Source organism: Vreelandella indica (assembly GCF_037070225.1).
Classification (GTDB): Bacteria; Pseudomonadota; Gammaproteobacteria; order Pseudomonadales; family Halomonadaceae; genus Vreelandella; species Vreelandella arctica.
In genome coordinates, this window is record NZ_JBANSO010000011.1 from 25007 (window position 1) to 41483 (window position 16477).

General features: G+C 58.6%; 11 protein-coding genes. 8 read left to right on the top strand and 3 right to left on the bottom strand.

Annotated elements, in window-relative coordinates:
* The first annotated feature begins 6 nt into the window (after window positions 1-6).
* Window positions 7-2862 carry a formate dehydrogenase subunit alpha gene (gene fdhF / locus V8L71_RS09400; RefSeq protein WP_336273956.1) on the top strand — a complete coding sequence of 952 codons (2856 nt, stop codon included), beginning with the start codon at window positions 7-9 and terminating at the stop codon, window positions 2860-2862.
* A 20-nt stretch (window positions 2863-2882) separates the two neighbouring features.
* On the opposite strand, the gene V8L71_RS09405 is transcribed toward fdhF, so the two are convergent.
* Window positions 2883-4934, bottom strand: a complete 2052-nt coding sequence (locus V8L71_RS09405; protein WP_336273957.1) for an oxidoreductase — start codon at window positions 4932-4934, stop codon at window positions 2883-2885.
* Window positions 4935-5107: 173 nt separating this feature from the next.
* On the opposite strand from V8L71_RS09405, the gene V8L71_RS09410 reads away from it, so the two are divergent.
* Complete coding sequence (locus V8L71_RS09410; protein WP_336273958.1) at window positions 5108-5914, top strand: pyrroline-5-carboxylate reductase family protein; 807 nt, start codon at window positions 5108-5110, stop codon at window positions 5912-5914.
* 67 nt (window positions 5915-5981) lie between these two features.
* Here V8L71_RS09410 and V8L71_RS09415 read toward each other — a convergent pair whose 3' ends face one another.
* Both V8L71_RS09415 and V8L71_RS09420 read right to left on the bottom strand, forming a co-directional pair.
* Window positions 5982-6608, bottom strand: coding sequence for a TetR/AcrR family transcriptional regulator (locus tag V8L71_RS09415; protein WP_336273959.1), 627 nt, complete (start codon window positions 6606-6608; stop codon window positions 5982-5984).
* A 133-nt stretch (window positions 6609-6741) separates the two neighbouring features.
* Window positions 6742-8028, bottom strand: coding sequence for an aromatic ring-hydroxylating oxygenase subunit alpha (locus tag V8L71_RS09420; RefSeq protein WP_336273960.1), 1287 nt, complete (start codon window positions 8026-8028; stop codon window positions 6742-6744).
* A 364-nt stretch (window positions 8029-8392) separates the two neighbouring features.
* On the opposite strand from V8L71_RS09420, the gene V8L71_RS09425 reads away from it, so the two are divergent.
* From V8L71_RS09425 to V8L71_RS09450, 6 genes are all read left to right on the top strand, one after another.
* A complete protein-coding gene (locus tag V8L71_RS09425; protein WP_336273961.1) occupies window positions 8393-9499 on the top strand; it encodes an FAD-binding oxidoreductase in 1107 nt (368 codons plus the stop codon).
* Window positions 9500-9797: 298 nt separating this feature from the next.
* A complete protein-coding gene (glyA, locus tag V8L71_RS09430; protein WP_176304103.1) occupies window positions 9798-11111 on the top strand; it encodes a serine hydroxymethyltransferase in 1314 nt (437 codons plus the stop codon).
* Window positions 11112-11123: 12 nt separating this feature from the next.
* Complete coding sequence (locus tag V8L71_RS09435) at window positions 11124-12374, top strand: sarcosine oxidase subunit beta family protein (RefSeq protein ID WP_101145558.1); 1251 nt, start codon at window positions 11124-11126, stop codon at window positions 12372-12374.
* A 24-nt stretch (window positions 12375-12398) separates the two neighbouring features.
* On the top strand, window positions 12399-12740 hold the full coding sequence (locus V8L71_RS09440) for a sarcosine oxidase subunit delta (RefSeq protein ID WP_176304102.1): 342 nt from the start codon (window positions 12399-12401) through the stop codon (window positions 12738-12740).
* On the top strand, window positions 12737-15799 hold the full coding sequence (locus tag V8L71_RS09445; protein ID WP_336273962.1) for a sarcosine oxidase subunit alpha family protein: 3063 nt from the start codon (window positions 12737-12739) through the stop codon (window positions 15797-15799). Before V8L71_RS09440 ends, V8L71_RS09445 begins: the two co-directional genes overlap by 4 nt.
* Complete coding sequence (locus tag V8L71_RS09450; protein WP_336273963.1) at window positions 15792-16427, top strand: sarcosine oxidase subunit gamma; 636 nt, start codon at window positions 15792-15794, stop codon at window positions 16425-16427. The genes V8L71_RS09445 and V8L71_RS09450 overlap by 8 nt, the downstream gene beginning before the upstream one ends.
* Window positions 16428-16477 lie beyond the last annotated feature (50 nt).

The following is a 16477-nucleotide window of genomic DNA, read 5'->3' on the forward strand; positions in this document are numbered from 1 at the left end:
ATGAGCATGAGCGAACAAAACCCAGGTACAAGCTTTACCCTGACGCTGGATGGTGTTGAGGTGAGTGCAAGCCCCGGTGAAAGCCTCTGGCAGGTGGCCAAGCGCGCCGGCGAGACCATTCCTCACCTGTGTTTCAAGGACGCCAGCGGCTACCGCGCCGATGGTAACTGCCGCGCCTGCATGGTGGAAATCGAGGGCGAGCGCACCCTGGCCGCCAGTTGTCTACGTGAAGCCGCCCCCGGCATGGTGGTCAAGAGCGCCAACTCCGAACGGGCGCATACGGCCCGCAAGATGGTCATGGAGATGCTGCTGGTCGACCAACCCGAGCGGGAGGATAGCCCCGACCGTGCCAGCCATTTCTGGACCATGGCCGACCAACTGGCTATTGATGCCACGGCGGTGCGCCGCAAGCTACCCCGGCGCGACGAGCGCGAGACGCCCACCGTGCACCATGTGGTCTCCCGGGCGGATAGCCTGGCGCAAGACAGCAGCCACTCTGCCATGCGCGTCAATCTTGATGCCTGTATCGAGTGCAACCTGTGTGTGCGCGCCTGCCGCGAGGTGCAGGTCAACGACGTTATCGGCTTGGCACATCGCGGAGCGGCGTCCAAGATCGTGTTTGATTTCGACGACCCCATGGGGGATAGCACCTGCGTGGCCTGTGGTGAGTGCGTTCAGGCTTGCCCCACCGGTGCGCTGATGCCCGCCACTGTGGTGGATGACCAAGGACGAGGTGATTCGTCTGTGGCTGACCGCAAGGTCGACTCGGTGTGCCCCTACTGCGGAGTGGGTTGCCAGCTCACCTACCACATCAAGGACGATGAGATCCTTTATGTGGAGGGTCGCGATGGCCCGTCCAATGAGAACCGCTTGTGCGTAAAAGGGCGCTTTGGCTACGACTATCCGCGTCATCCATCCCGGCTTACCGTGCCGCTAATTCGTCGCAAAGGCGTGGCGAAAGGGCTCGATCCTGACTTCGATCCTGCCAAACCGCTAACTCATTTCCGCGAGGCGAGCTGGGATGAAGCCCTGGATGTTGCTGCCAGCGGCCTTGTTGATCTTAAAGCGAACCAGGGCCCTGACTCCCTAGCCGGGTTCGGCAGCGCCAAGTGCTCCAATGAAGAGGCGTGGCTGTTCCAGAAGTTGGTACGTACGGGCTTCGGCTCCAACCATGTGGATCACTGCACCCGCTTGTGCCATGCAAGCTCGGTGGCGGCGCTGATGGAGTGCATTGGCTCGGGCTCGGTCACCGCCTCTTTTATGCAGGCAAGCCAGGCCGATGTGGTGATTCTTACCGGCTGTAATCCGGCGGTAAACCACCCGGTGGCGGCCACCTTCTTCAAGCAGGCCGCCAAACGCGGTACCAAAATCGTGATCCTCGACCCCCGCGGTCAGGCGTTGGATGCCTATGCCCATCTGAGCGTGCGTTTTTCACCGGGTGCCGACGTGGCGCTGTTCAATGCCATCCTCAATGTGATCATCAGCGAAGAACTTTATGATACGGCTTTTATCGCCGAGCATACCGAGGGTTTCGAGGCCCTGAAAACGCATACGGTGGACATGACCCCCGAAGCGATGAGCGGCCTATGCGGTGTTGAGCCCGAGACCATCCGCGAGGTGGCAAGGCTCTATGCAACCGCCGAGCGGGCGATGATTTTCTGGGGCATGGGTATTTCCCAGCACACCCACGGAACAGATAATGCCCGCTGCCTGATTTCGCTGGCATTGGCCTGCGGTCAGACTGGACGACCTGGCACCGGCCTGCACCCTTTGCGGGGGCAGAACAACGTTCAAGGGGCGTCTGATGCCGGGCTGATTCCCATGGTGATGCCGGACTACCAGCCGGTCAGCGACGCCCAGGTGCGCGCGGCGTTTGAAGAGCTGTGGAATACCAAGCTTGACCCCACGCCCGGCCTCACTGTGGTGGAGATCATGGATGCCATCACCGCAGGCACCATTCGTGGCATGTACATCCAAGGCGAAAATCCGGCGATGTCCGACCCGGACCTCGCCCATGCACGGGCTGCCCTGGCCAAGCTGGAGCATCTGGTGGTACAGGATCTGTTTGTCACCGAGACCGCCCAGTTCGCCGATGTCATCCTGCCTGCCTCCGCCTGGCCGGAGAAGGATGGGTCGGTTACCAATACGAATCGTCAGGTACAGCTGGGGCGTGCGGCGGTGCCGCTCCCCGGCCAGGCCAAGCCGGACTGGTGGATCATTCAGGAAATCGCCAAACGCTTTGGCCTGGGCTGGCACTACCAGCACCCGCGGGACGTCTTCGCTGAGATGAAGCAAGGCATGGCCTCCCTTGATCATATTTCCTGGGAGCGTCTGGAGCGCGAGCAGTCAGTGACCTACCCCTGCCCAGCGGAAGACGCACCGGGGCACGACGTGGTCTTCAGCGACGCCTTCCCCACCGCCAGCGGCCGGGCGAAATTCGCGCCCACGCGGCCGCTGCCCCCGGATGAGCCGGTCGACAACGACTACCCAACGGTACTGACCACCGGGCGTCAGCTGGAGCACTGGCACACCGGTTCCATGACCCGTCGTGCCAAAGTGCTCGATGATCTGGAGCCGGAAGCCGTGGCGAGCTTAGCACCTGCTGAGTTTATCCGGCTGGGGATGGCGCCGGGCGATGAGCTAACGATCACCACCCGGCGAGGCTCCATTACCCTCAAGGCGAGAACGGATCCCGGGATGCCCGAGGGGATGGTCTTCGTGCCTTTCTGTTACGGGGAAGCAGCGGCGAATCTCTTGACCAACCCGGCGCTGGACCCGTTCGGCAAGATACCGGAGTTCAAGTATGCGGCCTGCAGCCTTTCCTCTGCCGGAAAGTTGCCCGCCGATGGTGGAACTATATAGGTAGTGGATCGGCGGTTGTATTAAAGGTCTTTGACCAACCTGAGCGCGTCATAGATGGCCGCGTGGGTGTTCCGGGACTCGACGGCATCGCCGATCCGGAACAGCTGGAAGCGGCCATCCGGGTTGCTAGTCACGCTCTGGGGGGCGCCCACGATCAGGTCATCGTAATTCACCTCGCCGCGGTTGCTGGAGTGCGGTTTTAGCTCTAAATAGATATCGGCCATCGGTGTAATGCCGTAGTTGACCACCACTTGGTCGATACGCCGCTCATGATTTATATCCTGCTGACCATGAACCGCATAATCGCTGGTGATTTCGGCGAGCAGTTGGCTGCCGTCGCGCTGCACGGACTTCAGCCGGTAAGTCGGTGTGAAGGTGACATTAGCGCGCTGTAGGGAACGCATGTAGGGCACCAGGTTCATGGCCATGATCTCCGCTGAGAAGGTGCGGTCCGGGGTCATTATTTCGAGCTCGGCGCCAGTAGCGGCAATGATCTCCGCCGCCTGCAGGGCAGCATGGTCGCCTGCGTCGTCGAACAGCAATACCCGTTTGCCTGGTGGCACGTGCCCGGAAAGAATATCCCAGGTATTGACGACTAAGTCGCTGCCGACCGCGGGCTGGCCTTCCATGGGGTAGCCACCGGTGGCCACGATCACCACATCCGGTTTTTCGGCGAGCACTTCCTCGGCTTCGGCCCAGACGTTGTAGCGGATCTCGACGCCGAGTGCTTCACAGCGCGACAGGCGCCAATCAATGATGCCCAGCATTTCGCGACGACGCTCACTCTGCGCCGTGAGACGTATTTGCCCGCCAGCATCGCTGGCAGCTTCGAACACCACCACCGAATGGCCACGCTCACCGGCAACACGAGCGGCTTCTAACCCTGCTGGCCCTGCGCCGATAATCACGACTCGCCGTTGCAGTGCCGCCTTGGGAATGGTGTGCGGCATGGTGGTTTCGCGCCCGGTGGCGGCGTTATGGATGCAGTAGGCGGCGCCGCCTTGATAGATGCGATCAAGGCAGTAGTTGGCACCGACGCAGGGGCGGATCTCTTCCTCTCGCCCTTCGGCGATCTTGCGCACGATGTGTGGGTCAGCCATGTGGGCGCGGGTCATGCCGATCATGTCGACCTTGCCTGAGGCGATGGCATAACGGGCAGTGGCGACATCCTGGATTTTGGCGCCATGGAAGGTGGGGAAGTCGATCTCACGACGTATTTCGCCGGCAAAATCCAGGTGTGGGGCGCTGGGCATGCCTTGGATGGGAATCACGTCGGTGAGCCCTGCGTCGGTGTCGATGTGGCCGCGAACCACGTTGAGGAAGTCGACCAGGCCGCTACTCTTCAAGCGTCGCGATATCTCCATTCCATCGCCGGATGTCAGCCCTCCCGGCAGCATCTCGTCGCCGGTGTAGCGCACGCCTACGATGAACGCGTCACCCACCCGCTGGCGAATAGCGCGCAGCACGTCGAAGGTGAAACGCAGTCGGTTATCGAGATCGCCGCCATAAGGTTCCTCAAGGGTATTGGTCAGCGGCGACCAAAACTGATCCATCAGGTGACCATAGGCCTGTAGCTCGATGCCATCGAGACCGGCGGCATGCATGCGCTCGGCAGCATCGGCGTAGTCGCGGATCAGGCGCTCGATATCCCAATCCTCTACCTGCTTGGGAAATGCGCGGTGGGAGGCCTCGCGACGGTGAGAGGGCGACACTGCTGGCAGCCAGTCGCCCTTGTCCCAACGGGTGCGCCGACCCAGGTGGGTGAGTTGGATCATTACTGCGGTGCCGTGCTCGTGACAGTCATCGGTCAGCTCACGCATCCAGGGCACTACTTCATCCTTATAGGCGAGGATGTTGTTGAATACGGGCGGGCTGTCCTTGGCCACTGCGGCGGATCCGGCAGTCATGGTCAGGCCAAGGCCTGCCTTGGCGCGCTCGACATGGTAGGCACGGTAGAGCGCCTTAGGCATCCCATCCTCAGGATAAGCGGGCTCATGAGCTGTCATCATGAGCCTGTTTTTCAGGGTGAGGTGTTTGAGCTGGAAGGGCTGCAGCAGCGGATCGTTAACCATGGGTAGCGCTCTATTTTGTTGTGTATTTGACAAATTTAGGCGCCTATGTTCATAGTTGTCAATATAATGTTCATCAATGTACATAGCGGCAAGGCTTTGGACAGAACAGGTCGCTATCACGCAGCTGGAGCGTTGCTGGCACGAGGTTGGTTCGTGGCCTAGGAGGTGGAAACATGAGGCAAGACATCGTGATCGGCATCATCGGTGGGCAGGGGTGGATGGGGCGGGCCCTCGGGCTTGCCCTGCTGGAGCAGGGCATCGTGTCTGCTGATCGATTAGTCGTCTCATCGCGCTCTGGGAGCAGCAATGCTTACCGCGATTGGCGTGGCGTTCGCTGTGTTAAGAACAACCGTGAATTGGTTGGGTTGGTTGACGTCATCATTCTTTCGGTGCGGCCGCAAGATCTCGCCAGCGTCGATATCGATGCTGGCGGGAAGTTGGTTATCTCCCTGCTGGCGATGGCTTCCTTGCAGGAAGTCTCTAGTCGAGTGGGGAGTGGCCGGGTAGTGCGCGCCATGCCGAACGCGGCGGCGGAAATCCGTCGGGCCTATTTTCCCTGGTTTGCCGCCCAGCAGGTCACAGAGGCTGACAAACGGCTGGTGCAAACGTTGTTGGAGAGCTGCGGCAAAGCACGGGAGGTCGCCAACGAGCGTGATCTCGATTATCTGACGGCCTTGAGCGGGGCTGGGCCTGCCTACCCCGCTTTGCTGGCGCAATCAATGTTGGAGCACGCTAAGCAGATGGGGATCGCCGACGATATTGCACTTGAGGCCGTCATGCAGACCCTGGTAGGCGGCAGCCTGTTGCTGGAAAGGCTGGGAACTGATCCTGGTGATATGGTTGAGCGACTGATTGCTTATGACGGCACTACGGCCCAGGGGCTGCGAACAATGCTGGATGAAGGTATCGACCAAGCGGTTCATCGTGGTCTTGAGGCGGCCCACCGGGTAGCCATTGGCACGGATAATATGCCCTCATAGGCGCAACACCTAACTGAAGGCAAACGTCTGGGGGGCGCCGAACAGAACACTGCGCCTCTTAGGCGCTTTATTTCGCTATATAACCATGGCGGGCATGAAAGCGTTGTAATTCCCTTGCGCCAGGCGGCTGGCCGGTGAAGATTTCGACATAGGCGGGGATGCGCTGCATGCGCACCTCGAGCGGTTCCTGGGTCTTCATCGAGATATAGCCGATCTGGGTTAGGTAGATGGTGCGGCCACGAACGTTGGCCGCCAGCGGATCATAGCCGTAGCGCTCGAACATCCGCGTTAGAGCTTCGATACGTGCGGCATCGGCAGCATCGATTTCACTCACCACTGCCGACGACTGTAGCGCCCAGCTGCGCATGGCGAACTCTAGTGGGGAGTCGAACAACTGGGAGTCCAGCCAGCAATCGAAGACATTGAGCATCGCCTCGACGATATTCTCGGCATAAGCGTCGGTCTGCTTCACCAGCCCCTGGGTATTTTTTTCACGCCAGCGAGCGATCAGCGCCTCCAGCAGCGCCTCGCGATCCTTGAAGAACCAGTAGAAACTGGTGCGGGAAAGCTTTAGCCGTTTGGCCAGGGGAAGAATGCGTACGCTATCGACGCCTGATTCGAGTAGCAGCTCAAACGCCGCATCAAGCCAGACGTCTTGAGAGCCCTTAGTGGCGGGAACATCGGTGGATGGCATTGAGCAGGTCTCTAAGAATAGTCTAGGAATAGTGTGGCAAAGTGTACACAGGTGTCTCTTATGTGTACACGTTGTCAGCTACTCTGGCTAAGTCCTAGTGACGGTCACTATCGCTGCCTTAATACTTCACGTTTTAACCTTGGGCTAAATGTAACGTCGGCGCATCGTGTTCTAAATTCTCAAGCATACGAGCAGCGTACCAGTCGATAAAGTCGATAACACCGAACTCATAGGTTTCAGAGTAAGGGCCGGGTTGGTACGCCTTGGAGTTAATGCCACGCTGGTTCTCCTCGGCGAGTTGGCGGTCCTGATCGTTGGTAACATCCCACACGCGGCGAAGCTTCTCGGGGTCGTAGTCAATGCCTTCCACGGCGTCCTTGTGAACCAGCCATTTGGTGGTCACTACGGTTTGCTGCGGGCCAAGCGGTAACACACGAAAGACCACTGCGTGATCGCCCATGAAATGGTTCCATGAGTTGGGCAGGTGCAGAATGCGCAGGGAACCCATGTCAGGGCTTGATAAGCGCCCCATCAGCTTCTGACAGCCCGGTTTGCCGTCCATCGTCATGGACACAATGCCATCCAGCAGCGGCGTGCGGGTCAAGCGGTTGCGCCTGCCAAGCCGCGTCAACTGGTGAGGAACCTTCTCCCGGTCCCAGTCGGCCTGTTTGCGGGCCACCAACGCTTTGTAGGCGGGCGTTGCGCGCGGGTCGTCGGTGTCATCAAACTCCTGCAGCGAGTTCAGCAGCTCGGGGTGAGCGCCGTTGCAGTGATAGCACTCGCGGTTGTTTTCAATAACCAGCTTCCAGTTGGCTTGCTCGACGATACTGGACTCGGTGGCGACCTTGACGTTGTCCATCTGGTACGGCTCGAGATAATGCTCAAGCGTTGTTAGAAAGTCATCAATTGCGGGCGGCTCATCGCTCAGGTTGATAAAGACGAAACCGCCGGCAGTGCGCACATTGACCGGTTTGAGGCCAAACTGATTAAGGTTGAAGTCAGTGCCCATATCGCTGCCAGCAAACAGTAAGCGACCATCAAGTTCGTAGGTCCACTGGTGATAAGGGCAGACAAGTTTGGCCACCTTGCCCTTATCCTTTACACAAAGACGCGAACCGCGGTGGCGGCAAACATTGTGAAACGCATGAATAGCGCCTTCACTGCCACGCACGATGACAATGGGATTATCGCCAATATCCAATGTCATGAAGTTGCCCTTGGCAGGGATCTCGCACGTCATGCCAGCAAACAGCCATTCCTTCTCGAAGACCTCCTGCATATCAAGCGCGAACAGGCGGGCATCGTTATAAAACGGCTGCGGAAGCGAAAAGGTACGCCCTCTTTCCTGCAGCATCTGGACCGTTGCCGCACGCGCCGCGGCGAGTGGGTCATCCATCCGGTTAGAAACACTTTTTTCCATTACCAGTATCCTCGTAAACCTCCGCTCCCCCCTCAAAGGGCTGCGAATCGGCCGATAGTCAAGATTGCGTCTCTTGTTGTTCTGTTGCGTAACCTGGCGTTTGATTTAAATGTGGCCTGACGTCAGGCACCGATTGTGTTGCAGGCGCTGCACTGCCAATTATCTGCCCGCGACATTAGATGGCGTAGCGGCGACTAAAAAAGAGGTTTCTAAACGATAGAGAGTGGCACGAGGTAAGTGTGAGTCGCTGTCAGGTAAGTCGGTTAGCAAGTGCATACCCAAAATGCAGCTCAAAGGTGCTGGCTGTATCGCAAATACGGTTCGGCGATGCATAGTGATGAAGGCTGTTCAGGCAGAGGCGATAATGACAACTAATTTCTTCAATCCGGTCACGACCCAAACCTGGACCAATGGCCGCCACCAGGTGCGTTGCGTCAAGGTGATCCAGGAAACCCAGGATGTGCGCACGTTCTGTTTCATGGCTGAGCAGCCTGTGCTGTTCTTCTTCAAGCCCGGTCAGTTCGTCACGCTGGAGCTTGAGATTGACCATCAGCCGATCATGCGCTCCTATACGATTTCCAGCTCTCCCTCTATTCCTTACAGCTTTTCTATCACCGTTAAACAGGTGCCGGGGGGCAAGGTATCCAATTGGCTACACGCCAATCTAAAGGTGGGCGATGAGCTGGCCGTGCACGGGCCGGTCGGTAATTTTAATTCGATTGATTACCCCGCCGAGAAAGTGCTGTTTCTCTCTGGCGGTGTGGGCATTACGCCCTTGATGTCCATGACGCGCTGGCTTTTCGATACCAATGCCGCTGTCGATGTTGAGTTCATACACAGTGCCCGCGCCCCGCGTGATGTGATTTATCACCGTGAGCTGGTGCATATGTTTTCGCGTATCCCTGAATTCAAGCTGCATATCATTTGCGAGAGCAAGGAAGATATTGGTGAGGCTTGGGCTGGCTACCGTGGTTACCTCACCCAGCCGCTGTTCGAACTGATGGTGCCGGACTTTATGGAGCGGGAGATCTTTTGTTGTGGGCCGGCACCATACATGGATGCCATCAAACGTATTCTGCGACACCACGACTTTGACATGAACCACTACCACGAAGAGTTGTTTGGCGCCACGCCGGTCGACGTTCGTGAGGAGGTACGTGAGCTGGCCGAGCAGGCAGAGGTTGACGCCGAAAATGTCGATACCAGTGAATTGCACAGCATTGAGTTTGCGTCTTCAGGGAAAAGTGTCCGCATCCAACCGGGTGAGACGGTTCATGCGGCAGCAGCGAAGCTGGGTCTGCATATTCCCAAGGCTTGCGGTATGGGGATTTGCGGTACTTGCCGAGTAGAGCTCAAATCAGGTGAGGTGGAAATGGAACATAACGGCGGTATTACGGAAGAGGATGTTGAAGAGGGCTACATTCTGTCTTGCTGTAGTCGGCCTAAAGGGGATCTAGTGGTGGATTTTTAGCCCCCGGCAAGCACCTTACTACCCAGGTTTAAGCGCCCTAAACGGCTACTGCCCGTCTAGGGCGCTTTGCTTTTATGGGTAATAAGTCATCGTCCCTCTCTAAGAAGCATCCTGAATGGAGTCAATGTCGCAAATGCATCGAGTGGTGACGTCGGTAAGCATCTTGGGGCCGGACACCAACGATAGTATCGCGGTAACAACGCGTTGATAGGGACTTTGGTTGAAAGCGACCTGGGTTTATCAGCATTAAAGAGTATGTCCAGCACTTAATAAAAAAGTGACTCATCAGGAGGCGGTAATGCTTCAAAATAATTTTTCGCCCAACGCCCGCTTGGCCAATTACGACTCGTTGCTTGCTGAGGCAATTGCTGAAGAAACGGTTCGCCAAGAAGCGCATATTGAATTGATCGCCTCCGAAAATTACACCAGCAAACTTGTGATGGAAGCGCAAGGCACACAGCTGACCAACAAGTATGCTGAAGGTTATCCAGGTCGCCGTTACTACGGCGGGTGTGAGTTCGTTGACAAGGTTGAAGCTCTCGCCATTGAGCGAGCTTGTAATTTATTTAGCGCCAACTATGCCAATGTGCAGCCACATTCCGGGGCTCAGGCTAATGCCGCCGTCTTCATGGCGCTGGTCTCTCCGGGCGATACCGTGTTGGGGATGAGCTTGGCCCACGGCGGCCACTTAACCCATGGCGCAGCCCCTAATTTCTCGGGCAAGCACTACAACGCCGTACAGTATGGCCTCAAGCCGGAAACCGGCGAAATCGACTACGAAGAAGTTGAGCGCCTGGCGCGTGAACATCAGCCGAAGATGATCATTGCGGGATTCTCTGCTTACTCACGCGTAGTGGACTGGCGGCGTTTTCGCACTATCGCCGATGAAGTGGGCGCTTGGTTGATGGTCGATATGGCGCATGTTGCGGGCTTGGTTGCCGCTGGCCTCTACCCAAGCCCGCTCCCATTTGCGCATGTGGTGACCACGACGACCCACAAAACGCTGCGTGGCCCTCGGGGTGGTTTGATACTCTCTGCCCATGGCGACGAAGCGCTCTATAAAAAGCTTAATGGGGCCGTGTTCCCAGGTCAGCAGGGCGGGCCGTTGATGCATGTGATCGCCGCCAAGGCGGTGGCTTTTAAGGAGGCCATGAACCAGGAGTTTGTGCGCTATCAACAGCAGGTGATTGATAACGCGCGGGCGATGGCCCATGTGTTCGTTGAGCGCGGCTATGACGTGGTGTCTGGCGGTACCGATGACCACCTCTTCCTTGTCTCCCTTATTCGCCAGGGCATTACCGGTAAGGATGCGGATGCAGCACTAGGCCGCGCGCATATCACGGTCAATAAGAACACGGTGCCCAATGACCCTCAGAGCCCCTTCGTAACGTCCGGCCTGCGTATTGGTACCCCGGCGGTCACCACGCGTGGTTTTGATGCCCACGAGTGTAGTGAGTTGGCGGGATGGATTTGCGACATCTTGGACGAGCTGGCCGCAGGCAAAGACACCGCTTCCATTGAAGCTAAAGTGCAAGCCAAAGTGGCTGATGTGTGTGCCCGGCATCCTGTCTACGCTGAAACTGCTGCTGAAGCCGTCGAATCCATTGCTTGAGAGGAGACCACTATGCAACGTTATTCCGGCTTCGGCCTGGTCAAGCACGCGCTGAGCCACCACGAGAACTGGGAGCGCCAGTGGCGCAACCCCACACCCAAGAAGCAGTACGATGTGATCATCGTCGGCGGTGGCGGCCACGGTTTGGCCACGGCCTACTACCTGGCGAAAGAGTTCGGCGTCAAAAACGTGGCGGTGATTGAGAAAGGTTGGCTGGGCGGCGGCAACACCGCCCGTAATACCACTATCGTGCGTTCCAACTATTTATGGGACGAATCGGCCGTCCTTTACGAACATGCCATGAAATTGTGGGAAGGGCTCTCGCAGGATCTGAACTATAACGTGATGTTCTCGCAGCGAGGGGTGCTCAATCTCGGGCATACCCTGCAGGACATGCGCGATATCCAACGCCGGGTTAACGCCAACCGCCTGAACGGTATCGATGGCGAGGTGCTGGATGCTAAGGGCGTACAGGCGTTGGTGCCGATCATGGACTGCTCCAAGAATGCTCGCTACCCGGTGATGGGCGCTTCATGGCAACCGCGCGCCGGGGTGGCGCGCCACGACGCCGTGGCCTGGGGCTATGCCCGCGGCGCCGATGCCCATGGCGTGGATATCCTTCAGCAGACCGAAGTCACCGGTTTCAAGATTCGTGACGGTCAGATCTACGGCGTACACACCAACCGTGGCGACATCGAGGCCAAGACCGTGGGCTGCGTGGCCGCCGGTAATTCCAGCGTGCTGGCTAAGATGGGAGGTTTTAACTTACCGCTGGAATCCCATCCATTGCAGGCGCTGGTGTCCGAACCGATCAAACCTATTCTCGATACGGTGGTGATGTCCAACCAGGTGCATGGCTACATCAGCCAGTCCGACAAGGGTGACCTAGTCATCGGTGCGGGCATCGACGGCTATAACGGCTATGGGCAACGTGGCAGTTATCCCACCGTGGAACATACCCTTCAGGCGATCGTCGAGATGTTCCCGATCTTCTCTCGGGTGCGCATGAACCGCCAGTGGGGCGGCATCGTCGATACCTGCCCCGACGCTTGCCCGATCATCTCCAAAACACCGGTGAAAGGGCTGTACTTCAACTGCGGTTGGGGCACCGGCGGCTTCAAGGCGACGCCAGGGTCGGGGCATGTGTTCGCCGCCAGCCTGGCCAAGGGGGAAATGCATCCCATCGCCGAGCCGTTCTCCATGTTCCGCTTCCACAGCGGTGCGCTGATCGACGAGCACGGCGCTGCTGGCGTGGCCCACTAGGGTTCATACGAGAGGAGTATTCGCATGTTCTATATCTACTGCCCCTACTGCGGCGAACACCGTGAGGAAGAGGAGTTTCACCCCAAGGGCCAGGCGCATATCGAGCGCCCCAAGGAACCCGAGGCGTGTAGTGACGAAGAGTGGGGTAACTACCTGTTTTTCCGCGACAACCCCCGTGGCGTACACCATGAAATGTGGGTGCATGCGGTGGGCTGTCGTAAGTTCTTCAACATGACGCGTCACACCGTGAGCTACGAGATTCTCGAGACCTACAAAATGGGCGAGCAGCCGTCGATTACCGCCGACAGCCAGGCTAAGCCTCGCGAGGCCGCCGCGGTAAGCCAACAAGAAGGAGTGCGGGCATGAGCCAGTCCAAGCAACAAATGTTCCGCCTTAACACGGGCGGGCGCATCGACCGCTCCCGCACGTTGAGCTTTACCTTTAACGGTCAGCGTTACCAAGGACACCCAGGGGATACCCTGGCCTCGGCGCTGCTGGCTAACGGCGTGGATATCGTCAACCGCAGCTTTAAATACTCGCGGCCTCGCGGCATCGTTGCCGCCGGTGCTGAAGAGCCGAATGCCATCGTGCAGTTGGGCAGCAACGAAGCGGCCCAGGTGCCCAACGTACGCGCCACCCAGCAGGCGTTATTTGACGGCTTGACCGCCTGTAGCACCAATGGCTGGCCGAACGTGCAGCGCGACCTAATGGGCTTGGTTGGCAAGCTGGGCGGGCAATTTATGCCGCCGGGCTTCTACTACAAGACTTTTATGGCGCCGGCCTCGATGTGGCTGACCTACGAGAAGTACATCCGCAAGGCTGCTGGCTTGGGGCGCAGCCCCATGGAAGCCGATCCGGATAGCTATGATCACTTCAATCAGCACTGCGATGTGCTGGTCGTCGGCGCAGGCGCCGCGGGTCTGGCGGCAACGCTGGCCTCCGCGCGCAGCGGCGCTCGGGTGATCGTTGCCGATGAGCAGGAAGAGATGGGCGGATCGCTGTTGGATAGCCGCGAAACCCTGGATGGCAAGCCGGCGGATCAGTGGGTTGCTCGGGTGCTTGAAGAATTGTCCGGTTGCGAAAACGTCACGCTGCTGCCGCGCACCACGGCTAACGGTTATCACGACCACAATTTTGTGACGCTGCATGAGCGGCGTACCGAGCACCTAAGCGATACGGCGCCAGTGGAAAACGGCCACCGTCAGGTACGTGCCCGTTTACATCGGGTACGTGCTGGTCAGGTGATTCTGTGCACGGGCGCCCATGAGCGGCCACTGGTCTATGCAGGTAACGATGTTCCGGGCAACCTGCTGGCAGGCGCTGTATCGACCTATATCCACCGCTACGGCGTGGCGCCGGGCCGCAAACTGGTGCTCTCCACCAGCAACGACTATGGCTACCGCGCTGCCCTGGACTGGAAAGAGGCCGGCTGCGAGGTCGCCGCTATTGTGGATGCCCGCGAGGCACCAGCAGGCGACTGGGTGGATGCCGCCCGCGCCCAGGGCATCAACATCATTACCGGCAGTGCTGTGATCGAGGCGAAAGGCAGCAATCGGGTCACCGCGGCACGGGTCGCCAAGATCGATATTGAGGCTTTCAAAGTGAGCGGCTCGGTTCAGGAACTGGCTTGTGACACCATCGCCAGCTCCGGCGGTTATAGCCCGGTGATTCACCTGGCTTCCCACACCGGGGCGCGGCCTACCTGGCGCGACGATATTATTGGCTTCGTGCCGGGGCTGGTGAAGGGCGTTCAGGCGTGTGGCGGTGCCAACGGCTGCTATGCGCTGGGTGACGTACTTGCGGAAGGTGTTGAGGCAGGCATCAAAGCAGCGGCTTCCATGGGGCATGTCGTTCAGACGGTGACGCTGCCAAGCGCCGAGCGCCTTCAGCAGGGGCCTGCGGTGGCGCTCTTCCAGGTGCCCCACGAAAAGCCCACGCTGCGCGGACCCAAGCAGTTCGTCGATCTACAAAACGACGTTACGGCGGCGGGCATCGAACTGGCGACCCGGGAGGGTTTTGAGTCCATTGAACACATTAAGCGCTATACCGCGATGGGCTTCGGTACGGATCAGGGCAAGTTGGGCAATATCAACGGTATGGCGGTTGCCGCCCGTTGCTTGAATCGCTCGATTCCCGAGGTGGGCACAACGGTGTTCCGTCCCAACTATACCCCGGTGACTTTCGGTGCCATCGTCGGTCGCCACTGCCGTGATTTGTTCGATCCCGAACGTTACACCGCGCTTCACCAGTGGCACGTGGAGCGTGGCGCCGAGTTCGAGGATGTCGGTCAGTGGAAGCGCCCTTGGTACTATCCACAAAAACGCGCCGGAGCCGTCAACGGCGTATGTGAGAGTATGGCGGAGGCGGTTGCTCGCGAGTGCCTAGCGGTGCGTGAGAAGGTCGGTATCCTCGACGCCTCGACGCTTGGCAAAATCGATATTCAAGGGCCGGATGCGCGTGAGTTTCTGGCCCGGATTTATACCAACAAGTGGGAGAAGTTGGCGGTCGGTAAGTGCCGTTACGGCCTGATGTGCAAGGACGATGGCATGGTTACCGACGATGGTGTGACGAGCTGTCTTGCTGAAAACCACTTTTTGATGACCACCACCACCGGTGGCGCTGCCGCGATTCTGGAATGGTTGGAGTTATGGCATCAGACCGAGTGGCCGGAACTGGATGTCTACTTCTCTTCAGTGACCGACCACTGGGCCACCATGACGATCACCGGCCCGGAAGCGCGCAAGCTGCTCGCCGAGATCAGTGATATCGATCTTGATCGCGATAGCTTTAAGTTTATGGATTGGCGCTCCGGGAAAGTGGCGGGGGTACCTGCACGGGTCTTTCGTATCTCCTTTACTGGCGAGCTGACCTTTGAGATCAACGTGCAAGCCAACTACGCCATGCATGTCTGGCAGACCCTGTTCAAGCATGGCGAGAAGTATGGCTTGACGCCCTATGGCACCGAAACCATGCACGTCCTGCGGGCGGAAAAGGGTTTCATTATCGTGGGTCAGGAAACCGACGGCTCGGTTACGCCGGAAGACCTGGGTATGCAGTGGGCGATCGGCTACGACAAGCCCTACTCATGGATTGGCAAGCGCGCCCTAACCCGCTCCGACACTAAGCGCGAGAACCGCAAGCAGCTGGTGGGGCTCAGGCCGAAAGACCCGAAGGTGGTGCTCGAAGAGGGTGCCCAGATCGTGCTTGATCCCAAGCATGCGATCCCTATGCCGATGGTGGGCCATGTTACCTCCAGCTACTACAGCCCGATCCTGGACTCAGGGTTTGCGCTAGCGGTGGTTAAGGGTGGCCATCAGAAACTAGGCGAGACGGTCTACCTGCCCATGGCGGATGGACAAACCCATGAGGCTGAAATCGTCAGCACCATTTTCTACGACCCCAAGGGAGAGCGTCAGAATGTTTAACGCGGCCACTTTCGACACCCGTACTGATACCGCTATTCCGGTAGAGTCCCCGTTAGCCTATAGCTATCGCCGCAGCGGCGCTCCTCGGGGCGACCACTCAGGTCGGCTTCAGCTACGCGAGCGAGCAATGCTTGGGCATCTAATACTTCGGGGTGGCGCCATCGTTCTCGATGAGGCGGTGCGTGACGTGCTCGGCATTAGCTTGCCTGGACAACCCCAGGCGTTGGTGCAAGATGCCAGCGGCGAGCGCTCCATTCAGTGGCTCTCCCCGGACGAGTGGCTGGTGATCGTCCCCGGTGGAGAGGAGTTCCCGCTGGAGACGAAGCTGCGCGAGTATTTGGGCAGCGCCCATTTCGCGATTAGCGACGTCAGCGGTGGTCAGACGCTATTGGAGATTTCCGGCGAAGCAGCCCGAGAGCTATTGATGAAAACAGTGATCTACGATGTTCACCCCAGCAATTTCCCGGTGGGAAAGGGTGTTACTACCGTCTTCGCCAAGGCGACCACCATTATTCGCCGCCCCAGTGAGGATCGTTGGGAGCTAGTGGTGCGGCGCAGCTTTGCCGACTACTGCTACCGCTGGTTACTGGATGCCGGGGCAGAATTCGGCGTTAACGTACAACAATAAGCGGGCAGGCCGGAACGCTGTTCCGGCCTATCATCTGCCGCTAACTGAGA